We start from the raw sequence: 22,092 nt of genomic DNA, 5'->3' as shown, positions 1-22,092 counted from the left end.
AGGGAGCCCGCGAGGCACCCCACACCGAACTGATCAGGCGGAAATCGTATCAGACCGGAACGTGCGCCGGCCGGACGTCATGTCCGGCCCCGGCGGTCTCGACCCCGTCGGTCGCGGGGCGCCGCCGGGAGAAGGTCACGATCAGGACCGGCAGGATCAGCAGGATCAGCAGCGGCGCGAGGCTCATACCGCCGACCACCACCAGCGCCAGGGGCTTCTGCACCTGCGAGCCGACGCCGTTGGAGAAGGCCGCCGGCAGGAGGCCGACGCCCGCCACCACGCAGGTCATCACCACCGGGCGCATCTGGGTCAGGCAGGTGCGCATCATCGCCCGCAGGCGCGCCTCGCCCTCGGCGATCAGGCCGTTGTAGTGCGAGAGCACGATGATCCCATCCATCACCGCAATCCCGAGGAGCGCGATGAAGCCGATCGCGGCCGAGACGCTGAACGGCGTCTCGGTGACGACGAGCGCCAGCACGCCGCCCGCCACCGCCATGGGGATGACGCTGAGCGCCAGCAGCATGTCGATCACGGAGCCGAAATTCACGAACAGCAGGATCGCGATCAGCCCGATGGCGATCGGCACCGTCACGGAGAGGCGCGCCAGGGCGCCCTGCATGTTGTTGAATTCGCCCACGAGTTCGAGCCGGTAGCCGCGCGGCAGCGTCACCTCCCGGGCCACGCGCTCGCGCGCCTCCAGGATCGCGCTGCCGAGATCGCGGTCGCGGACGCTGAACTTGACCGGGAGGTAGCGCTCCTGGCCCTCCCGGTAGATGTAGGCCGGCCCGGAGACGAGGGCGACCTGCGCGACCTCGCTGAGCGGCACCTGCATCAGCGTGCCGTTGGGGCCCTGGCCCGAGATGCGCAGGGCGCGGATCGAGGCCACGCTCTGCCGGAACTGCTCGGCGAGGCGGATGACGATGGGATAGTGGCGGTCGGAGCCGCTGTCGTAGAGGTCGCCGGCGCTGTCGCCGCCGATGGCGGTGCGGACCGTCGCGTTGATGTCGCCCGGGGTCAGGCCGTAGCGCGCCGCGCGGATGCGGTCGACGTCGATCTGCACGGTCGGCTGACCGAGCGAGGTGAACACGCCGAGATCGGTCACGCCCTGCACCTTGCGCAACGTCGCCTCCACCCGGTTGGCGACCTCCGTGAGAGTTTCGAGGTCGGGCCCGAACACCTTGAAGGAGTTCTCGCCCTTGATGCCCGAGACCGCCTCGGCGACGTTGTCCTGGAGATATTGCGAGACGTTGAACTCGACGCCGGGGAACTCCACGCGCAGCCTGTCGAGGAGGTCGCCGACCATCCGGTCCTTGGTCACGCCCGGGCGCCAGGCCTCGGCGGGCTTCAGGGGCGCGAAGAACTCGCCGTTGAAGAAACCGGCCGCGTCCGTGCCGTCGTCGGGCCGGCCGTGCTGCGAGACCACGCTCTCGACCTCCGGCACGGCGGCGATGATGCGGCGGATGCGGTTGACGTAGAGGTTGCCCTCTTCCAGCGAGATCGTCGCCGGCATCGTGGCGCGCAGCCAGAGATTGCCCTCCTCGAGCTTGGGCAGGAATTCGAGGCCGAGCTGACGTCCGGCGAGGCCGACGCCCACGGTCAGGATCGCCGCGAGGCCGAGGGTGAGGAGCCGGTTGCCGAGCGCCGCCCGGATCGCCGGCCGGTAGAGCCGCTCCAGGGTGCGCACCAGGATCGTCTCGACCTCCTCGACATGGTCGGGCAGCAGGTAGGCGGACAGGACGGGCGTCACCGTGAAGGTCGCGATCAGGCCGCCGAGCAGGGCGTAGGCGTAGGTCTGCGCCATCGGCCCGAAGATGTGGCCCTCGACGCCCGTGAGCGTGAAGAGCGGGAGAAATCCCGTCACGATGATGATCGCGGCGAACACGATCGAGCGGCTGACGTCGCCCGACGCCAGGACGATGCGCTTCAGCTTTCCGGCCAGGCCCGGCGCGGGCACCTCGCCGGCCGGCGCGCCGTGGCCCGACAGGCGCCGGAAGATCGCCTCGACCATGATCACGGTGCCGTCGACGATCAGTCCGAAATCAAGGGCGCCGACGGACAGGAGGTTGGCGGATTCGCCCCGCACCACGAGGATGATGACGGCGAAGAACAGCGCGAAGGGAATCGTCGCCACCACGATGAGGGCGCTGCGCAGGTTGCCCAGGAACAGCCACTGCACGATGAGGATCAGCACGATGCCGACCAGCATATTGTGCAGGACGGTGTGGGTGGTGACCGCGATGAGGTCGGCGCGGTCGTAGATCCGCTCGATCCGCACGCCGGGGGGCAGGAGGCCCATGGCCTCGATGCGCGACACCTCCGCCTGCACGGCCTCGATCGTCGGCGTGCTCTCCTCGCCGCGCCGCATCAGCACGATACCCTGCACGATGTCGTCGTCGTCGTTCATGCCCGCGATGCCGAGGCGCGGCTGGTGCCCGATCGTCACGGTGGCGACGTCGCGCACCAGGACGGGGGCGCCGCCGGACTGGGTCAGCACCGTCTCGCCGATATCGTCGGTGGAGCGGATCAGGCCGACGCCGCGCACCACGGCCGATTGCGTGCCGAGGTTGATGCGGTTGCCGCCGACGTTGAGGTTGCTGTCGTTGAGGGTCTTCACGACCCCCTGGAGGGTGAGCCCGTAGGCCATCAGCCGGTCGAGGTCGACGGCGATGTCGAAGGTCTTGGTCTTGCCGCCCCAGCCGATCACGTCGATCACGCCCGGCACGGCGCGGAAGCGGCGGCGCAGGACCCAATCCTGCAGGGATTTCAGGTCCAGCACGCTGTAGCCCGCCGGCGCGGTGATCTTATAGCGGAAGATCTCGCCGATCGGGCTCACCGGCGAGATGGTCGGCTTGGCGCCGTTGGGCAGGGCGTCGAGCTGGGCGAGGCGGTTGAGCACCTGCTGCTCGGCCTCGCGGTAGCTGAACTCGAAGCCGAATTGCAGCTTCACGTCCGAGAGGCCGTAGAGGGAGACCGAGCGGACCTGCTTCAGGTTGGGCAGGCCCGAGGTGATGACTTCGATCGGCACGGTGACGTAGCGCTCGATCTCCTCGCCCGAGAGTCCGTTCGCCTGCGTGATCACGTCGATCATCGGGGGCGTCGGGTCCGGATAGGCCTCGATGTTGAGGCTGCGGAACGCCACCAGCCCGCAGACGAGCAGCAGCACGAAGGCGAGCACCACCAGCGCGCGCTGGCGCAGGGCGAGGTTCACGAAGCCGTTCATGAAGGGTCTTTCCCCGCGTGGCGACGGATCAGCCGCGCGTCAACATACGGTCGATGAACAGGGAGCCGCGCGAGATCACCCGCTCGCCGACCGCGAGCCCCTGGAGGATCTCGATGTTGCCGCCGTCGATGATGCCGGTCCGGACCCGGCGGCTCTCCACCGCGTTGCCGGGGCCCAGCACCCAGACGCTGGCCTTGGCGCCCTCCAGCACCACGGCGGCCCGGGGCACCGATTGCGAGAGGCTCTCGCGCTCGTTGATGATGCGCACGCTGGCATACATCTCGGGCTTCAGGAGGCCCCGGGTGTTGTCGATGTCGGCCCGCACGGTGATGCGTCGCGTGGCCGGATCGACGGAGGCCCCGATGAAGTTGATCTGGCCGTCGAAGACGATCTCGGGGAAGGCGAGCACGCGGAACTTGATCCGGTCCCCGAGGTCCACCCGCGCCGCGTCCGGCTCGCGCAACTGCGCGATCAGCCACACCTTCGAGAGGTCGCCGATGATGTAGGAGGGGTCGCCGCCGCCGCTGCCGACATACTGGCCGGGGCCGATCTTGCGCTGGATGATGGTGCCGTTCAGCGGCGCGTTGATCGTCGTCTCGGGGTTGATCGAGCCCTTCTGGAGGTTGGCCACCTCCTCGTCGCGCAGCCCGAGGATGCGCAGGCGGTTGCGCACGGCCTCCAGGCCGACCTCCGCCGTGCGGGCGTCGTTGGTCGTCGAGGTCAGGTCGTTCTGCGCGGCCTGGAGCTCGCGCAGCGTGGTCACGCGCGTTTCGTAGAGGTCGCGCTGGCGCTTCTCGGCGGCCTGTGAGAGCGCGAGCTGCGAGCGGGCCTTGTTGAGGGCGTTCAGGGCCGCGAGATAGTCGTTCTGCGCCTGCACCATCTCGTTGGCCTGGAGGGAGAACAGGCGCTGGCCCTGCTTCACCTGCTCGCCGGTGCGCGCGAAGATCGAGACCACGCGGCCCGGATAGGGCGAGAAGACCGGGGTGGCCTGGTACTCGTCGACGCCGATCTTGCCCTCGGTGCCGATCTCCTCGGAGAACAGGCGCTGCTCCACCGGCACCACGGTGACGGCGGCGAGCTGGTCCGGCGTCAGGACGAAGGCGGAATCCGGCGCGGACGGGGGACCGGCCGCGTTGGTGGGCGCCACGGCTTGCGCGAAGGTGCCCGGCAGCCAGAAGGCGCCGGCGCCGACCGCCAGCGCGAGGGCCGACAGAATCACGACTTGCGTGCGCTTCCTGAGACCGGAGAGCGGGACAAGCGAACGGTCGGTTTCACGCATGCGACGAGGTCTCGCGAGCCTCCGCGACCTGCCTCGACCGGCTGCGGAGCGGGCCGCATTCCAGATCGATGCCGTACGGCCTGATGGCTCCAGGAGGGGGATGACAGTCGGGGATTAACGTCCGTGTCTGACGCATTGATGAAGGTTGTCGTCGAAAACAAGGCGCCACGGCGACAAATCGCGGGGCCTGTCTCCGGCCGGGCGGGACCCGTGCGAGACGGAACGGGTTGCTCTGTGTGAAGGAAACGGCCCGGTCCTCGTGCGATGGGATGGGTCCGATCCGGCCGGTGCGACGCCGCCGCTCCGCTCGACGATCGGATCAATTCTCCGTGCGGCTGGCCCGCCAGGGTCGAGTTCCATGCTTTCCTCAGAGACGATCACCTTTCACGAGATCCGGGAGCGGGCCTACGACCTGTGGGAGCGCCATCATCGGCCGGAGGGCTTCAGCATCGAACTCTGGCTGATGGCCGAACGGGAGTTGCGAGCGCAGCGCGAGGGCCGGGCGGACCGAAACCCGGAGACCGGGCGGCCGCCCGATCCGGATGCGGCGCCGAACGCCTGAGCGATCCCGTCTCCGCTTCGATCAACCGGAACCGGGGTCAGAACTCCATCCCGAACTTGACCCGGACGTTGTGGCGCTCGAACTGGTTCAGGCCGAGCGCGCGTCCGGCCAGGGCCGGACCGGTGTCGCGGCCCCAGACCTGGCCGGAATAGGCGAGCGTGAGCCAGGCCTTCTCGGTGAACCGATGATGGAGGGCGGGTCCGACGAAGAGCGCCTCGCCCTCAAGCTGGTTCAGGAAGGTGCCGTCGTAGCCGCGCTGGTAGCGCACCTCCGGCCCGAAATAGGTGTTCTCCCCGACCCGCCCGACGAGGGCGTTCGACCACAGGACGGTCGAGGAGCGGTAGCCCGGGCCGCCGCCGCGCTGGCGCCCGGCCGCCGGCTCGAAGCTGAGGTTGCCGCCGTACCAGAGCTTGTCCGGCACCAGCTGGACGTCGAGTTGCAGGACGCTCTCGATGTCGAAGATGTCGGCGCCGTTGCCCTCGATCGGCAGGACACGGCTGAAGCGGGGACGCAGTTCCACCGCCAACCCGACGGGCTGGTCCCGCGAGCCCTTCAGGAACTGGTACTTCACCTCGAGCGAGACGCCGTCGAAGGTGCCGTAGGACTTGTCGTCGAGATCCACGACGCTGCGGACCCGCCGCAGGTTGCCGAAGGCGCCGATCTCGATGCTGAGCCGGTCGATGGGATCGAACTGGTAGCCGAGCTTGGTGTCGAGCACCTGGTACCGCGAGCCGGGACCGGCCGCGCGCTTGCCGAGGCGCGAGATCGTGTCGACCACGACCTCCTGCTCGCCCTTCTCGCCGGCATCCGCCCCCTCGGTGAAGCCGAACAGGTGCTCCGTGTCGACATCCTTCGACGCCCCGCCCGATCCACCCCGATCGGCCTCGGACGCGGCCGGCTTGTCCTGGCCCTTCGAGCCGTCCTGCCCGCCCGCCCATGCCGGGCCGGCCAGCACCATGACGAGGCCGAACGTCATCCAGCGCAGTCGGAACCCGACCTGAGGCACGCAGCTCGAAGACATGGGAAGACTTCCTGTCGTGCACCGTCGGTCGGCGACTGACCGTCCGTCCATGCCCTCTGAAGAGTGCCTCACGAAACGCCCGACCGCCGCCGGTCCTCACTCCGGGCACGGCGGCGCAGCGGGCGTTTCGTGAGAGACACTTAGACACGCGGATGCACGGCTCCGCTGCTGCGCTTCCGACACAGGGCGGGAGAATTCGGCAATTCCCGGATTAAGAGTGCCTCACAAAACTCCCGACCACCGTCGGCCCTCACTCTGGGCACGGCAGCGCAGCGGGAGTTTTGTGAGAGACGCTAAGCGCGACGGCGAGCCCGGATCCCGGCCGGCGCGCCATCGCGCGGTGGGAGCGGTCCGGTCGGGGGAACGCGGCGGACGGGGCGATGTTCTCTCCACGCATCAGATCGGGAGAACACCATGCGGATCATCGCGACAGCCTCGGCCCTCGCCCTCCTCACCTTCGGCAGCGTCGGCGCGGCGGAGGCCAAGGGCTGCATCAAGGGCGCCATCATCGGGGGGATCGCCGGACATTACCTCGCCGAGCGCGGCGTCGTCGGCGCGGTGGCCGGGTGCCTCGGCGGCCGCTACCTCGCGAACCGGCAGGCCCGGCGCCAGCGCGAGATCGATTACGGCTCGCGGGTCCAGCAGCGCGACACCGGGTACGGCCCGGCGCAGGGACCGTCGCGCCGCAGCTACAGCTACTGACGGATCGCGGCGCCCGGGTTCAGACCAGGGCGCCCGACTGCGCCGGGGCGGCGGCCCGGGCCGCATCGGGACCGGGGTTCGGCGTCTCGGCAGCCTCGATCGCCTCTGCGGGCGGCACCGCGCGGCGCTCCAGCGTGGCGACGGTCCGGAACGCGAGCACGATGGCGGTCAGGCCGAACAGGACGGAGCCGAAGCCCACCCCCGCGATGACGCCCTTCGGGCCGTAGAGATGCGCGCCCAGGAGGGCGGGCGGCACCGTCCCGAGGGTGGCGCGGCCCCAGTTCAGGGCCGTGGAATAGAACGGAAACCCGAGGTTGTTGAACGAGGCGTTGGCCAGGAACAGCAGCCCGGTGAAGAACCAGACCCCGCCGCTCACGTGGCAGAAGAACGCGAAGAGTTCTGCCGCCACGCCATCCAGGGCGAACAGCCGCGTCAGCGGGCCGGCCCCGAGGGCCAGGGCGAGCCACACCACCAGGACGTAGGCGGCGGTGACCAGGGTGCCGTCGCGCAGGACGCCGCGCATCCGGTCGAAGCGGCCCGCGCCCCAGTTCTGGCCGAGGATCGGGCCGATGGAGCCCGACATGGCGAAGAGGCCGCCGAAGGCGACGGGGGTGAGCCGGTCGACGACAACGTTGCCGGCCACCGCCACCGCGCCGAACTTCGCCAGCGCATGGGCGATGAAGGCGCTGGCCACCGAGGGCGCGAGGTTGGTGAGCACGGCGGGCAGCGCGATGCGCATCATCACGGGCGCGTCCGCGACGACGTGGGCGAGGTTCGGGCGGGCGAGCAGACGGTGCTGGCGCACGCCCCAGAGGCCGACCAGGGCGAAGGTGGCGCGGGCGACGCAGGTGGTGATGGCGGCCCCGTCGACCCCGAGCCCCGCCCCGAAGATCAGCAGCGGATCGAGCCCGGCGGTGACGATCGCGCCCCCGAGGGTGACGTACATGGCCTGGCGCGCGGCACCCACGGCGCGCAGCAGGCCGGAGAACATCATGCCCGGTCCCATCAGGAGGTTCGAGGGCAGGGTGATCCAGAGGAACCGGGTCGCCACCGGCAGGGTCTCGGCATCGGCGCCGATCCAGCCGAGAAAACTCGGCAGGACGGGCAGCATCGCCAGGACGAGGAACCCCGAGACGACGATGCCGTGGAGGGTGCCGGAGGTGGCCAGTCGCCGGGCGCCCTCCGCGTCCCCGGCGCCGACGGCGCGGGAGACCAGGGCGCCGGCCGCGATCATCAGGCCGATGTTGATGGCGATCGCGAAGAACTGGACGATGGTGGCGAAGCCCACCGCCGCGGTCAGGCTCGGGTCGCCGAGCTTCGAGACGTAGAGCAGCGACAGGAAGTCGACGACGAAGATCGCCATCAGCCCCACCGAGCCGGTGGCGCTCATCGTCACCACGTGGCGCAGGATCGAACCCTGCACGAAGCGGGCGGAATCTCGGGTCGCCTCAGGCATCCGACGCGGCGTCCTCGTGGGCGCCTCGATGGGGGCCCGGATGCGCGCCTTGGGCTTCGAGGGTGCGGGTGGCCGCCTCCCGCGTCTTCGACCCGATGATGTCGCGGGTCTCGGCGTTGAGGGCGCGGGAGGGGCGCTGCGGCTCGGTGAGCGGTTCCGGCTTGATCTCGGAGACGCCGCGCGCCCAGGCCATGGCCTCGGGCAGGGCGCCGGCCTGCTGCAGCACGAGGCGGGCGACGTCGCGCTTGCGCACGTCCTCGGCGGTGGCGGCCGCCGCCTCGGCGCCGAGGCCGAGGCCCTCCAGGGTGGCGCGCCCGAAGGCGAGGGCGGATTCGACGGTCTCGCGCAGCTGGAAATCCACGTCCCGGTTCATCAGCTCGACGGCGTGCATGCGGTCGTAGGCCCGCACGTAGGTGCGCACGCTCGCGAATTCCTCGTGGACGATGTCGACGATCTTGAGGGCCGCCTCACCGTCGTCGACGCAGATGCAGAGCAGTTCGGCCCGGCCGATGCCGGCGGCGCGCAGCACGTCGAGGCGCGTGCCGTCGCCGTAATAGATGCGGAAGCCGAAGCGCGAGGCGCTGCGGATCTGCTCCACGTCCTTGTCGATGACCGTGACGCTGATGCCTTCCGCGAGCAGCACCTGGGTCAGGATCTGGCCGAAACGGCCGAAGCCGACCACGAGGACGCGGGCCTCCGTGCTCTCGATCGCCTCCGGCGTCGCCTCCGGCCCCTCGGGACGCCGGGCGAGCACGGTGTCGAGGGCCTTGGCCGCCACGGGGCCGACCAGCATGGTCAGGGCCGCGAGGGCCACGGCGAAGCGCGTGCTCGCCGGATCGACGAGGCCGAGTTCGCCGCCGGCCGGCAGCAGCACGAAGGCGAACTCGCCCGCCGGCGCCAGGATGGCCCCGCCGCGCACCGCGTCGAGCCAGGGCGAGCCGAACAGGCGGAACAGGCCGGCCACCAGGGCGACCTTGAGCAGGATCGCGCCCGCCGTCGCCCCGAGCAGGGTCGGCCACTCGGCCCGAAGCAGGCCGCCGTCGATGGACATGCCCACGCTCATGAAGAACAGGCCGAGCAGCATGCCGCGGAACGGCTCGATATCGGCCTCGAGCTGGTGGCGGAAATTCGATTCCGCGAGCAGCACGCCGGCCAGGAACGCCCCCATCGCCATCGACAGGCCGACATGCTCCATCAGCATCGCGGTGCCGAGCACCACGAGGAGGGCCGCCGCCGTCATCACCTCGCGGGCGCCGCTGGCCGCGAGCAGGCCGAAGAACGGGTTGAGGCCGTAGCGCCCCACCAGCACCACCGCGAGGATCGCGGCCCCGACCGTGCCGGTCGATTGCAGGGCCGCGAGCAGCCAGCCGTCGCCGCCCCCGCCGCCGGAGGAGGCGAAGAGCGGCATCAGGGCCAGGATGGCGACGACGGAGATGTCCTGGAACAGCAGCACCGCGAAGGCCCGCCCGCCATAGGGCGTGCCCATGTCGCCGCGCTCCTCCAGGAGTTGCAGGGCGACCGCGGTCGCCGAGAGCGCCAGCGCGATGCCGATGACGAGGCTGGCCGAGGGCTTGGCGCCCATCAGGATGCCGACCCCCGCGAGCGCCGCCGAGCAGACGAGGAGCTGGGCCGTGCCGAGCCCGAAGATGTCGCGCCGCATCGAGACGAGGCGCGAGACCTGGAGTTCGAGCCCGACGATGAAGAGCAGAAGGACGACGCCGAGTTCGGCGACGCTCGCCGCCGTCTCGGGCTCGGCGATCAGCGAGAAGCCGAACGGGCCGATCACCACCCCGGCCACGAGGTAGCCGAGCACCGCGCTCTGACCGATGAGGCGGAAGATCGGCACGCCGATCACCGCCGCCGACAGGAACGTCAGCACGGGCGGAAGGAAGCTGACGTGGGTCGCAGCGCTCGCCATGACGATCCGGGGCTTGGAAATCCGAAGGCTGGAGGGGTTCGGGGCCGGGAAGGCCGAGGTCGATCGAATCCGATCCAGTATGCCGGGCGGCCCCTTCTTAACCATAGGGGGCCCGCCCGTCACGTCGGCGAGCCCCGACAACTCCGACGGTCGAGTCCCGTCGTGCGAATCAGCACCTCAACGCGTTCGCGGCGGCCACTGGTCCGCGGGGCTTCGCGGCGGCCACTGCCCGGTCGGGATGCGGCGCCCCGACCGGCGCTCCTCGCGGCGGCCGATCAGGAAGCTCGACGCGTCGCCCTCCAGCAGGAGCGTCTCGGAATCGAGGACATCCTGGCGCACGAGGCCGATATCCTTGAGTTCGCGGTCGGACATCGCGGAGAGCTGGCGGACCACGCGCCGGTTGATCGCGGCGCGCGACATACCCTCGGCGGCGGCCGCCATCCAGCGCTTGAGCCGAGCCTTGGCGCGCGCCAGCACGGCACGGCCGGCGCCGGTGGAATTCGATTCTGTCGTCGATGGGGTGATAGCGTCCATGATGTGCGTCCCTGCCCGGCGCCCGATCTCCTGAGGCGCCGATGTCCGATGGGATGCCCGGTCCGGGCTGGCCACGACAGGCACAGTCCAGTACGGTTGGCCAGAATTGTCCGGGACGAGGAGCAGGACAGATGAAGGCCGCATCCCGCCCCGCACCCGGCGCCGCGCCGACCCTGGTCGAGACCGTCGCGGCGGCGATCACCCAGCGGATCGCCGGGCGCACGCTCATGCCCGGCGCGCGCCTGCCCTCCGTGCGGGCCTTCGCCGAGACCATGGGCGTGTCGAAATCCACCGTGGTGGAGGCCTATGACCGCCTCGGGGCCGAGGGCGCCATCGTGGCGCGCCGGGGCTCGGGCTTCTACGTCGCCGGCAAGACGCGCCCGCTCTGCCTGAAGACGGTGGGGCCGCAGCTCGACCGGGCGGTGGACCCGCTCTGGATCACCCGGCAATCGATGCAGGCGGGCCCCGACCTCGTCCTGCCGGGCTCAGGCTGGCTCCCGGCCGCCTGGATGCCGAACGCGGCGATCCGCCGGGGCCTGCGGCACCTCGCGCGCGGGCCGGAGGCGAACCTCGTCGCGCACGATCAGCCGCTGGGTTTCCCACCTTTACGCGCGCAGATCGCCCGGCGCCTTGCCGAGAAGGGCATCGAGGCGGAGGCCGACCAGGTCGTGCTGGTCGATTCGGCGACGCAGGCGGTGGATCTGCTCTGCCGCTTCCTGCTCGAACCGGGCGACACCGTGCTGGTGGACGACCCCTGCTACTTCAACTACCACGCCCTGCTGCGGGCGCACCGGGCGCGGATCGTCGGCGTGCCGCTGACGCCGTCCGGCCCCGATCTCGGCGCCCTCGCGGACCTCATGGCCGAGCACAGGCCGCGCTTCTACCTGACCAACTCGGCGCTCCATAATCCCACCGGGGCGACCCTGGCCCCGGCGGTGGCGCACCGCGTCCTCAAGCTCGCGGAGGCGCACGACACCCTCATCGTCGAGGACGACATCTTCGGGGATTTCGAGGGCGAGCCCTCGCCGCGCCTGGCCGGCTTCGACGGGCTGGAACGGGTGATCCAGGTCGGCAGCTTCTCGAAGACGCTCTCGGCCGCGATCCGCTGCGGCTTCGTCGTGCTGCGCGAGGATTGGGTGGAGCCGCTCGTCGACCTCAAGCTCGCGATGAGCCTGGGCAGCGGCCTGCTCTCGGCGACGCTGATGCACACCCTGCTCACGGACGGGACCTACCGCCGGCACATCGCGGAGGTGCGCGAAAAGCTCGCTCGCACCATGGCGCCGGCCCTGCGCCGCCTGGAAGCGTGCGGATTGCGCGCCTGGCTGGAGCCCAGCGGCGGTTTCTTCCTGTGGATGCGGCTGCCGGACGGCATGGATTCGGCGGAGGTCGCCCGCAACGCCCTGGCGCGGGGCCTGGTGCTGGCGCCCGGCGGGGCCTTCAGCATGTCGTCGCTCGGCAACGCCTTCCTGCGCTTCAACGTGGCCCAATGCACCGATCCGCGCATGATCCCGCTGCTGGAGGCGGCGCTGGCCGCGAGCGTCCCGGTGCCGGGGCGGTTGGCCGGATCGGCGGCATGACCCGCGCCCGATACGGGGCCTGCGCGCCACGCCACCCCGGTTTCGCGCGGGCGCGGGTGCCAGCACGCGGGTTTTACGGTATAGGCGGTTGACAGGGGCGACCCCGCCTCGCCACATCCCGGCTATCATGAGCGACGCGAATCTGACGACCACCTCCGTTCCGGGCGACGCGGTGAAGCCGCCCCTGGAGATCCTGCTCTGTGCGCCGCGCGGCTTCTGCGCCGGCGTCGTGCGGGCCATCGACGTGGTGGAGCGCGCGCTCGCCATCTACGGACCCCCGGTCTACGTCCGTCACGAGATCGTCCACAACAAGTACGTGGTCGAGAGCCTGAAGCGGAAGGGCGCGGTCTTCGTGCGCGAGCTCGACGAGGTTCCGGACGGCTCCGCCCCGGTGATCTTCTCGGCCCACGGCGTCGCCAAGACGGTGCCGCACAACGCCGATTCGCGCGGGCTCACCACCATCGACGCCACCTGCCCGCTGGTGACCAAGGTCCACCGCGAGGCCGAGATCCACCACAAGCGCGGCCGCCACGTGCTGCTCGTCGGCCATTCCGGCCATCCGGAGGTCGTCGGCACCATGGGCCAGCTGCCCAAGGGCTCGATCACCCTGGTCGAGGATCTGGAGCAGATCGCCGCCCTGGAGCCGGAGAACCGCGACAACCTCGCCTGGGTGACGCAGACGACCCTGTCGGTGGACGACACCCGGCACATCGTGGCGGCGCTCAAGGAGAAGTTCCCGACCATCACCGGGCCGCACAAGGACGACATCTGCTACGCCACCACGAACCGCCAGGAGGCGGTCAAGCAGGTGGCGCCGCTGGTCGACGCGGTCATCGTCGTCGGCTCGTCGAACTCCTCGAACTCGCAGCGCCTGCGCGAGGTCGCCGAGCGCGTCGGCTGCCCGATCACCCGCCTCGTGCTGCGCGCCGAGGAGATCGACTGGCCGGCCTTCGAGGGCATCCGCAAGCTCGGCCTGACCGCCGGCGCCTCCGCGCCGGAGGTGCTGGTGGAGGAGATCATCGATGCCTTCGCGGCCCGCTACACCGTGACGGTGGACACGGTCTCGACGGTGGTCGAGGACATGTCCTTCCCGCTGCCGCGTGAGCTGCGCAGCGAAGCGGCCGAGTAATCGGCCGCCTTCACGGCCCGAAGCATCGCAGGGGCGCCGTTCGGCGCCCTTGTCCTTTTCTTACCCCCGAGAATCCAAGCGAAGCGCCGTGGCCGTCTACACCGAGGTCTCCGACGAGGCGCTGACCGCCTTCCTCTCCGCCTACGAGATCGGCACACTGCTCTCCTACAAGGGCATCGCCGAGGGCGTCGAGAACACTAATTTCTACCTGCACACCACCGCCGGCTCCTACATTCTCACCCTCTACGAGAAGCGGGTGCGGGTGGACGACCTGCCGTTCTTCCTCAACCTGATGGAGCATCTCGCTGCGCGCGGGCTCGCCTGTCCGCAGCCGGTCCGCAACCGCGCGGGCGTGGCGTTGGGCGAGCTCTGCGGCCGGCCGGCGGTGATCGTCAGCTTCCTCGACGGGGTCTCGGTCAAGCGCCCCGGCGCCGACCATTGCCGCGCCCTCGGGCGAGCGCTGGCCGGGCTGCACGCGGCGGGCCGCGATTTCGGCATGCGCCGGGACAACAACCTCTCGGTGGAAGCCTGGGGCCCGCTGTTCCGGGGCGCGGAAGCGCAGGCCGACACGGTCTCGCCCGGCCTCGCCGCGCGCGTGCGCGGCGATCTCGCCGCGCTCCGGGCCGGCTGGCCCGCCGGGCTGCCCTCGGGCGTGATCCACGCCGACCTCTTCACCGACAACGTGTTCTTCATCGGCGACGACTTGTCGGGCCTGATCGACTTCTACTTCGCCTGCACGGACGCCTTCGCCTACGACCTCGCGATCTGCCTCAACGCCTGGTGCTTCGACGCGGACGGCACGTATGACCGCGACAGGGGCGCGGCCCTGATCGCCGGCTACGAGGCGGTGCGCCCGCTGACGCCCGAGGAGGTCGCGGCCCTTCCGATCCTGTGCCGGGGCGCGGCCCTGCGCTTCCTGCTGACCCGTCTCGTGGACTGGCTCGACGTGCCGCCGGGGGCGCTGGTGCAGCCGAAGGACCCGCTGGAATACGACCGGCGGCTGACCTTCCACCGCAACGCGACGCGGGCGGAGGATTACGGCCGGGGCGCGGCGGGCTGATAGGCTATTCGGCTGTTCGGCTGACGGCTTCGGTGCCACGCCACCGCCGTCATCCCAGGGCCGCGCGGCGGAGCCTGGAATCCGAACACGACACGGTCGCCGAACGCCGCTCGCGAACCATTCGGCGGGTGACGAGCGCGGATCCCTTCTCCTGGAAGGAGATGGAGCGCGGCGCGTCCATCCCAATCGAAGCGATCAAACCGAGCCGGTCTGAAACCCGGGCCGCGCTTGGCCGGACCGGCTCCCTCCGGTGTCGAGAGGGAGCCGATATGGGGCTCAGATCACCTTGAGCAGGGCCTCGGCGCCGGAGATCTCGGTCTTGGCCGGGGAATCCTCGACGTTGAGCACGCGCACCACGCCGTCCTCGACCAGCATGGCGTAGCGCTTCGAGCGCGGCCCGAGGCCGAAGCCGGCGCCGTCCATGTCGAGGCCGATGGCCTTGGCGAACTCGGCATTGCCGTCGGCCAGGAACTCCAGGCCCTCGGCGCCGCTCGCCGTCTGCCAGGCGTCGAGCACGAACACGTCGTTGACCGAGGTGATCGCGATGGCGTCGACGCCGCGCGCCTTGATCTCGGCCTGCTTCTCGACGAAGCCCGGCAGGTGGTTGCGGTGGCAGCTCGGGGTGAAGGCGCCGGGCACGCCGACGAGGACGACGCGGCGTCCCTTGAAGAGGTCGTCGGTGGTCTTGGGCTCCGGCCCCTCCGCGCCCTTCACGCGAAACGTCACCTGGGGGAGGTGGTCGCCAACCTGGATGGTCATCCGTCGTCTCCTGAAGATCGTAGGGGGTTCGAACTGGGGGGCCGCGCGGGGTCGAGTCCCGCCAGCCTGTGGTCGAAGCGTCTAGCTCGCGGGGGTTGGCCTGTCGAGTTGCGGGAGGCCGCTTCTCCGGGGTGCGGCATGTTCCGGAACGCGTCGCCGGGAGCGTGTCCCGCCCTGGACAACGCCGCGCGCCGGCGTAGCATGGCGCGATGCAGACCTCCCGGCCCCGCGCGGGTGATCCCGCCTATCTCGACGGTCAGTTTCTGGTGGCGATGCCGGGGCTCACGGATTCCCGGTTCTCGCGCTCGGTGATCTATCTCTGCGCCCACTCCGCCGACGGCGCGATGGGGATCATCCTGAACAAGCCGGTCTCCGACCTCAACATGCCGGACCTGCTGATCCAGCTCGACATCGCGAGCGAGACCGACGCGATCCGCCTGCGCGAGCGCGTCGGCCACATGCCGGTGCTGATGGGCGGCCCGGTGGACGCCAAGCGCGGCTTCGTCCTGCACACGGACGATTTCCACATCGACCAGTCGACCCTGATCATCGACGACGGCATCTGCCTGACCGCGACGGTGGACATCCTGCGGGCCATCGCGGCCGGGGACGGGCCCGCCAGCGCCGTGCTCGCCCTCGGCTATGCCGGCTGGCAGGCGGGCCAACTGGAGAACGAGATCCTGGCCAATGGCTGGCTGGTCTGCCCGGCCGACCCGGACATGATCTTCCACACCGCCCTCGACGCCAGGTACGAGCGGACCCTGCGCAACAACGGCATCGATCTGGCGATGCTCTCGGTCAGCGCCGGCCATAGCTGAGCGGCGGGGCGAGCGCGCCCTGCGATCCTACCGGTCCGCGCGGTCCTACTGCTCCGTGAACGGCGCGCCGCCGGCATCCGGGTTCATGCCCTCGACCGGGGCCTTGCGGCGCGGACGCGGCGGCGCGGCCGACGCGCTCGGGGTCGCCACGCTCGTGTTGACGCCCAGCCGCGTCGCGAGGGCCAGCGCCCGCGCCTCGGTGAAGCGCAGGTTGCAGAACCCGTGCGCGCCCTCGCGGGCATAGGTCCGGCAGAGCTGTTCGCGGTCCGACGAGAAGGCCGCCTGCTCGGTGACGACCGGGCGCAGGTCGGCCCCGCGCACGCGCTGGCTGATCAGCTTGTAGTTCTCGCGCACCGCCCGGTCGGCGCCGCCGCGCGCGCCCTCGAACTCGCCCGCGCGCGGGATCAGGGTCGCGGCGGCCGGCCCCCACAGGCCGGTGGGCGTCGTGGCGCAATCGGCGGCCGCGAAGGTGCAGACCGCGCCGGACAGCGTCCGCACCAGGACGGCGCCGTCGAGCACGTCGAGCCGTAACGGGCAGGCGCCGCCCGCCACCTCGAAGCGGCCGACCCCCTCCGGACGCCCCTCCGACGAGAGCGCCACCGGCGCGCCGCCGTTGAGCGGCACCTTGCAGGCCTCGACAGGCTGCGAGATCTTGTTGCCCGGCAGGGTGATCCGGGCGGTGGTGCCGGCCCCCGCCTTCTCCAGCTTGAGGCTGCCGGTGAGCCCGTTGAGCATCAGTTCCTGGCCCGTCACGTTGTCCTCGGCCGGCGCCTTGAGCACCACGGGCTGCCTCGGCACGGGCGGCGCCTTCGGGACCTCGGCCGCCGGGGGCGGGGCCTCGCCCGGCGCGCCGGGGGGCGGCGCCGTGGGAACGCCCGGCACGCCGCGCGGCGGCACCGGCGGCTTGGCCGCCCGACCGATCCCGAACAACTCCTCGAAGAACGACTGCGCGGAGGCCGGTTGGGGCACGAAGGCCAGCACCGGCAGGAGGAGAAGCACGCGGGTCGGACGCATCGAGACTTTCGGGCCTGTGACAGGAGAGGCGTACGGATGCGCAGCCAAGCACGTTACCGCACACTTACGCACTTTCACCACACGCTTACCATGTGTGAGAGCGATCCCGCCATGGCGGGCATATCATTGTGAACCATCCCGCGATGGGGGCGGCGGACGGGCGCTTCGGTCGGACGATCGGGAGGCGCCGGCGGTTCGGCCCCGTGCCGGGGCGCGGGAATGCCGGACGCACGGCGCCCATTCCATCAGGTGAATGAAAGGGATAACGCGGGCAGGCGAGATCGGATGCGCCGCGTGGCGCGCTTCGTCTTGCGGCCCCGCACCACCCTTCTTATATCGGCCGAGACGCGGGATTAAGACCCGGCTCCGCACCGATCCGGGGTGCGAACCGGTGCCCAACCCCGTTCTCACACATTCAGTTTTGCACAGCCATGGGCCGAGCTGCTTCGGGGCTCGGCGGTCTGCTTGACCAAACGACAACAGAGGGATCCCACCATGGGTAAAGTTATCGGTATCGACCTCGGCACCACCAATTCCTGCGTGGCCGTCATGGAAGGCACGCAGCCCAAGGTCGTCGAGAATTCGGAAGGCGCGCGCACCACGCCGTCCATCGTCGCGTTCACCGACGAGGGCGAGCGGCTCGTCGGCCAGCCGGCCAAGCGCCAGGGCGTCACGAATCCCGAGCGCACCTTCTTCGCCATCAAGCGCCTCGTCGGCCGCACCTACGACGATCCGATGACGCAGAAGGACAAGGGCCTCGTGCCCTACAAGATCGTGCGCGGCGACAACGGCGATGCCTGGGTCGAGGCGGACGGCAAGAAGTATTCCCCCTCGCAGATCTCCGCCTTCACCCTGCAGAAGATGAAGGAGACGGCGGAAGCCCATCTCGGCCAGCCCGTCACGCAGGCTGTCATCACGGTGCCCGCCTACTTTAACGACGCCCAGCGCCAGGCCACCAAGGACGCGGGCAAGATCGCCGGCCTCGAAGTGCTGCGCATCATCAACGAGCCGACGGCGGCGGCCCTCGCCTACGGCCTCGACAAGCGCAAGTCCGGCACCATCGCGGTCTACGATCTCGGCGGCGGCACCTTCGACGTCTCGATCCTCGAGATCGGCGATGGCGTGTTCGAGGTGAAGTCCACCAACGGCGACACCTTCCTGGGCGGTGAGGACTTCGACAACCGCGTGGTCGAGTACCTCGCGGCGGAGTTCAAGCGCGAGCAGGGCATCGACCTGACGAAGGACAAGCTCGCCCTGCAGCGCCTGAAGGAAGCCGCCGAGAAGGCCAAGATCGAGCTGTCCTCGGCGACCCAGACCGAGATCAACCTGCCCTACATCACGGCGGACGCCTCCGGCCCGAAGCACCTCGCGCTCAAGCTCAGCCGCGCGAAGTTCGAGAGCCTCGTGGACGATCTCGTCCAGCGCACCATCGAGCCCTGCCGCAAGGCCCTCAAGGATGCGGGCGTCTCGGCCTCCGAGATCGACGAGGTGGTACTCGTCGGCGGCATGATCCGCATGCCGAAGATCCAGGAAGTGGTGAAGTCCTTCTTCGGCAAGGAGCCCCACAAGGGCGTCAACCCCGACGAGGTCGTGGCCATCGGCGCGGCGGTCCAGGCCGGCGTGCTCCAGGGCGACGTCAAGGACGTGCTGCTCCTCGACGTCACCCCGCTGTCGCTCGGCATCGAGACGCTCGGCGGCGTTTTCACCCGCCTCATCGACCGCAACACCACCATCCCGACGAAGAAGTCCCAGACCTTCTCGACGGCCGAGGACAACCAGAACGCCGTCACCATCCGGGTCTTCCAGGGTGAGCGCGAGATGGCGGCCGACAACAAGATGCTCGGCCAGTTCGACCTCATGGGCATTCCGCCGGCCCCGCGCGGCATGCCGCAGATCGAGGTGACCTTCGACATCGACGCCAACGGCATCGTCAACGTGACGGCCAAGGACAAGGCGACGAACAAGGAGCACCAGATCCGCATCCAAGCCTCGGGCGGCCTGTCGGACGCCGACATCGACCGGATGGTGAAGGACGCCGAGGCCAATGCCGAGGCGGACAAGAAGCGCCGCGAACTCGTCGAGGTGAAGAACCAGGGCGAGAGCCTCGTCCACGCCACCGAGAAGTCGGTGAAGGAGTACGGCGACAAGGTCTCGGCCGACGACAAGGGCGCGATCGAGACCGCCATCACCGCTCTGCGCACCGCCCTCGAGGGCGAGGACGTGGAGGTCATCAAGGCGCGCACCACGGACGTGATGCAGGCCTCGATGAAGCTCGGCGAGGCCATGTACGCGGCCAATCAGGCCGGTGAGGCCGGAGCCGAGGCGCCGGCCGGCGAGGCCAAGAAGGACGACGTCATCGACGCCGACTTCCAGGAAGTCGATGACAAGGACCAGAAGAAGCGGGCATAAGGCCTGCTCTGAACGCGGGGCCGGAGCGATCCGGCCCCGTGCCATGTCCGGTGACGCCGGGCGGGCGTAGTTCGGCGCGCGGAATTGGGACGGAAGACGGCGCAGTCCCGGTGGGTCGGCGCGCCGGGGGACTTTGAGGACGGGAATGTCGAAGCGGGACTATTACGAGATTCTGAGCGTCTCCAAGACCGCGACCGACGGAGAACTGAAGGTCGCCTTCCGCAAGCTCGCCATGAGCTATCACCCCGACCGCAATCCGGGGAATGCGGAGGCCGAACTCAAGTTCAAGGAAATCAACGAGGCCTATCAGTGCCTCTCGGACGGCCAGAAGCGGGCCGCCTACGATCGATTCGGCCATGCCGCCTTCCAGCAGGGCGGCGGCGGCGGACCGGGCTTCGGCAACGAGTTCGGCGACTTCATGTCGGACATCTTCGACAATTTCTTCGGCGACGGCCGTGCCGCGCCCGGTGGGCAGCGGGGCGGCGCGCGGGGTGGCCCGAGCCGCGAGCGCGGCGCGGATCTGCGCTACAACCTCGAGATCTCCCTGGAGGAGGCCTTCGCCGGCAAGGCCGAGACCATCAAGATGGCGACCTCGGTCACCTGCGAGGTCTGCTCGGGCTCAGGTGCCAAGGCCGGCTCGAAACCGCGCCCCTGCCAGACCTGCGGCGGCTACGGCCGGGTCCGCGCGGCGCAAGGCTTCTTCGCCATCGAGCGCACCTGCCCGAACTGCCACGGGCGCGGCGAGATGATCGACGATCCCTGCGCGGCCTGCAGCGGCGCCGGCCGGGTCACGCGCGAGCGCACCCTCTCGATCAACGTGCCGGCGGGCGTCGATGACGGCCTGCGCATCCGCCTCGCCGGCGAGGGCGAGACCGGCCTGCGTGGCGGCCCTGCGGGCGACCTCTACGTCTTCCTCTCGATCAAGCCGCACGAGTTCTTCCAGCGCGACGGCGCGGACCTGTTCTGCCGGGTGCCGATCTCGATGGTGACGGCGGCCCTCGCCGGCGAGATCACCGTTCCGGTGATCGACGGCTCCCAGACCCAGGTCCGCATCCCGGCCGGCACGCAGACCGCCAAGCAGTTCCGCATCAAGGGCAAGGGCATGCCGGTGCTGCGCTCGCGCGACGTCGGCGACCTCTACATCCAGGTCTTCGTCGAGACGCCGCAGAACCTTTCGAAGCGCCAGCGCGAACTCCTCCAGGAATTCGATCAGTCCGCGTCGGACGAGAATCACCCGGAGAGCGCGGGCTTCTTCTCCAAGGTGAAGGTGTTCTTCGATGGGCTCGGCGGCACGGCGCGGCCATAAGCGACGTGGCGACCCGCGGATCAAACGGTCGCGGATCCGGTTATCGCATGTGGCGGTCCGGCACCGCTCGCGCGATCCCGGTCGGCGGTCGGGCGCGTTCTGTGGATGCTCGCTTGACTGCCGGTGAGCTTCGTCGTCTAGCCTTTCCTTCCCAACCCGTGATCTGAGGACATAGGGTCTTGCCGCCGCTACGCCGCTCCAGCGCCAAAGCCGACCTCGCCTCCGGTGCCAACCGTACGCGACGGGACCCGCTGGAGGACGAGGCGCGCTTCCTGCGCTCCTGGTTCGAGCGGCCCCTCGTCACCGGCGCCGTGACGCCCTCGGGTAAGATGCTCGCCCGCACGATGGCCTCCTACGTCGATCCGCGCGTGGGCGGCCCCGTGATCGAGCTCGGGCCCGGCACCGGTCCGGTGACCGAGGCCCTGGTCAGGCGCGGCATCGAGCAGGAGCGGCTGATCCTGGTCGAGTACAACCCGGATTTCTGCAAGCTCCTCGCCAAGCGCTTCCCGCGCGCCACGATCGTGCGCGGCGACGCCTACGACATCCGCGAGACCCTCGGGTCGGTGGTCTCGGAGAAGGCGGCCGCCATGGTGTCGAGCCTGCCGCTTTTCACCAAGCCCCTGGAGCAGCGCCTCGACCTTCTGAACACCGCCCACGCGATGATGCATCCGAGCGCGCCCTTCGTGCAGTTCACCTACGCGGTGGTGCCGCCGATCCCCGCCCGCTGCGATGCCGGCACCTACACGGCCAGCCGCTCGAACCGGGTCTGGCTGAACCTGCCGCCCGCCCGCGTCTGGGTCTATCGCCGGCCCTGAAAACCGAACCTCCGCTGAAGGCCGGTCTCAGGCCGCGTTCAGTCCCCCTGCGCTATCCCGGATGCCGAGGACGCGCCGCGCCGGCGCTGCCTGAATCTTCCGGCGACCGGGACAGGAGGGATTTTTCCCATGACCACATCACGCACGCGCACGCTGCGGGGCGCCAGGGCGCTGCTGGCCGCCATGGTTCTGGCGGGCGGCCTCGCCGCTTCGGGCAGCGCGAGCGCCGCGCCGGGCCTTCCCCTCGCCGCCGCCCCGCATGCCGAGATCACGCCGGTGCAGTATCGGGGCGATCACGAGGGTTGGGGCCATCGACGCCACCACGACGGCCCGCGCCACGGCGGCTGGGGCCATCGCCACGACGGTTGGAGCCACCGCCGCCACCACGGCTGGGACCACCATCGTGGCTGGGGTCATCGCCACCATCACCACCATCATCATCATCGCGGGCACGGTCGCTACGATTACTGAGACCGGCTCCGTTTGATCGAAGCGGAGACGGACTCGCTCAGC

18 protein-coding genes are annotated in these 22,092 nt (G+C 70.1%); 10 read left to right on the top strand and 8 right to left on the bottom strand.

Going from position 1 to position 22,092, the window contains the following annotated elements:
* Window positions 1-49: 49 nt before the first annotated feature.
* Together MKK54_RS13855 and MKK54_RS13850 are read right to left on the bottom strand one after the other, a co-directional pair.
* Window positions 50-3,220, bottom strand: coding sequence for an efflux RND transporter permease subunit (locus MKK54_RS13855; protein ID WP_244011632.1), 3,171 nt, complete (start codon window positions 3,218-3,220; stop codon window positions 50-52).
* Window positions 3,221-3,248: 28 nt separating this feature from the next.
* Window positions 3,249-4,499, bottom strand: a complete 1,251-nt coding sequence (locus tag MKK54_RS13850) for an efflux RND transporter periplasmic adaptor subunit (protein WP_244011630.1) — start codon at window positions 4,497-4,499, stop codon at window positions 3,249-3,251.
* Between the two features lie 358 nt (window positions 4,500-4,857).
* On the opposite strand from MKK54_RS13850, the gene MKK54_RS13845 reads away from it, so the two are divergent.
* A complete protein-coding gene (locus MKK54_RS13845; protein WP_244011628.1) occupies window positions 4,858-5,061 on the top strand; it encodes a DUF2934 domain-containing protein in 204 nt (67 codons plus the stop codon).
* Between the two features lie 37 nt (window positions 5,062-5,098).
* Here MKK54_RS13845 and MKK54_RS13840 read toward each other — a convergent pair whose 3' ends face one another.
* Window positions 5,099-6,082 carry a hypothetical protein gene (locus MKK54_RS13840; RefSeq protein ID WP_244011627.1) on the bottom strand — a complete coding sequence of 328 codons (984 nt, stop codon included), beginning with the start codon at window positions 6,080-6,082 and terminating at the stop codon, window positions 5,099-5,101.
* Window positions 6,083-6,496: 414 nt separating this feature from the next.
* Between MKK54_RS13840 and MKK54_RS13835 the strand changes: the two genes are divergently transcribed.
* On the top strand, window positions 6,497-6,784 hold the full coding sequence (locus MKK54_RS13835; RefSeq protein ID WP_244011625.1) for a hypothetical protein: 288 nt from the start codon (window positions 6,497-6,499) through the stop codon (window positions 6,782-6,784).
* A gap of 19 nt (window positions 6,785-6,803) precedes the next feature.
* Here MKK54_RS13835 and MKK54_RS13830 read toward each other — a convergent pair whose 3' ends face one another.
* From MKK54_RS13830 to MKK54_RS13820, 3 genes are all read right to left on the bottom strand, one after another.
* Window positions 6,804-8,240, bottom strand: a complete 1,437-nt coding sequence (locus tag MKK54_RS13830) for an MATE family efflux transporter (protein WP_244011623.1) — start codon at window positions 8,238-8,240, stop codon at window positions 6,804-6,806.
* The gene (locus MKK54_RS13825) at window positions 8,233-10,158 is read right to left on the bottom strand and encodes a monovalent cation:proton antiporter-2 (CPA2) family protein (protein WP_244011621.1); all 1,926 of its coding nucleotides are present in this window, start codon (window positions 10,156-10,158) and stop codon (window positions 8,233-8,235) included. Before MKK54_RS13825 ends, MKK54_RS13830 begins: the two co-directional genes overlap by 8 nt.
* Window positions 10,159-10,335: 177 nt before the next feature.
* Entirely contained in the window at window positions 10,336-10,692 is a 357-nt protein-coding gene (locus tag MKK54_RS13820) for a DUF1127 domain-containing protein (protein WP_244011619.1), read from the bottom strand.
* 131 nt (window positions 10,693-10,823) lie between these two features.
* Here MKK54_RS13820 and MKK54_RS13815 point away from each other — a divergent pair, with 131 nt between their 5' ends.
* From MKK54_RS13815 to thrB, 3 genes are all read left to right on the top strand, one after another.
* Window positions 10,824-12,269 (top strand): PLP-dependent aminotransferase family protein, encoded by a 1,446-nt coding sequence (locus MKK54_RS13815; protein ID WP_244011617.1) that lies wholly within the window; start codon window positions 10,824-10,826, stop codon window positions 12,267-12,269.
* Window positions 12,270-12,396: 127 nt separating this feature from the next.
* Entirely contained in the window at window positions 12,397-13,398 is a 1,002-nt protein-coding gene (ispH, locus tag MKK54_RS13810) for a 4-hydroxy-3-methylbut-2-enyl diphosphate reductase (protein WP_244011615.1), read from the top strand.
* Between the two features lie 88 nt (window positions 13,399-13,486).
* Window positions 13,487-14,458, top strand: coding sequence for a homoserine kinase (thrB, locus tag MKK54_RS13805; RefSeq protein WP_244011613.1), 972 nt, complete (start codon window positions 13,487-13,489; stop codon window positions 14,456-14,458).
* Between the two features lie 276 nt (window positions 14,459-14,734).
* Here the strand turns inward: thrB and MKK54_RS13800 are convergent, their stop codons facing one another.
* A complete protein-coding gene (locus tag MKK54_RS13800) occupies window positions 14,735-15,217 on the bottom strand; it encodes a peroxiredoxin (RefSeq protein ID WP_244011611.1) in 483 nt (160 codons plus the stop codon).
* Between the two features lie 209 nt (window positions 15,218-15,426).
* Here MKK54_RS13800 and MKK54_RS13795 point away from each other — a divergent pair, with 209 nt between their 5' ends.
* Window positions 15,427-16,035 carry a YqgE/AlgH family protein gene (locus MKK54_RS13795; protein WP_244011609.1) on the top strand — a complete coding sequence of 203 codons (609 nt, stop codon included), beginning with the start codon at window positions 15,427-15,429 and terminating at the stop codon, window positions 16,033-16,035.
* A 45-nt stretch (window positions 16,036-16,080) separates the two neighbouring features.
* Here the strand turns inward: MKK54_RS13795 and MKK54_RS13790 are convergent, their stop codons facing one another.
* Entirely contained in the window at window positions 16,081-17,049 is a 969-nt protein-coding gene (locus tag MKK54_RS13790; RefSeq protein ID WP_244011607.1) for a hypothetical protein, read from the bottom strand.
* Between the two features lie 495 nt (window positions 17,050-17,544).
* Between MKK54_RS13790 and dnaK the strand changes: the two genes are divergently transcribed.
* From dnaK to MKK54_RS13770, 4 genes are all read left to right on the top strand, one after another.
* A complete protein-coding gene (dnaK, locus tag MKK54_RS13785; RefSeq protein WP_244011605.1) occupies window positions 17,545-19,458 on the top strand; it encodes a molecular chaperone DnaK in 1,914 nt (637 codons plus the stop codon).
* Between the two features lie 145 nt (window positions 19,459-19,603).
* Entirely contained in the window at window positions 19,604-20,764 is a 1,161-nt protein-coding gene (gene dnaJ / locus MKK54_RS13780; protein ID WP_244011603.1) for a molecular chaperone DnaJ, read from the top strand.
* Window positions 20,765-20,943: 179 nt separating this feature from the next.
* Window positions 20,944-21,579, top strand: a complete 636-nt coding sequence (locus MKK54_RS13775; protein ID WP_244011601.1) for a class I SAM-dependent methyltransferase — start codon at window positions 20,944-20,946, stop codon at window positions 21,577-21,579.
* A gap of 129 nt (window positions 21,580-21,708) precedes the next feature.
* Window positions 21,709-22,050 carry a hypothetical protein gene (locus tag MKK54_RS13770; RefSeq protein ID WP_244011599.1) on the top strand — a complete coding sequence of 114 codons (342 nt, stop codon included), beginning with the start codon at window positions 21,709-21,711 and terminating at the stop codon, window positions 22,048-22,050.
* Window positions 22,051-22,092: the final 42 nt, after the last annotated feature.

It is taken from the genome of Methylobacterium sp. J-068, from assembly GCF_022829445.1.
GTDB lineage: Bacteria > Pseudomonadota > Alphaproteobacteria > Rhizobiales > Beijerinckiaceae > Methylobacterium.
The sequence above is the reverse complement of the archived record's forward strand: the minus strand, read 5'-3'. Positions and strand labels throughout refer to the sequence as shown.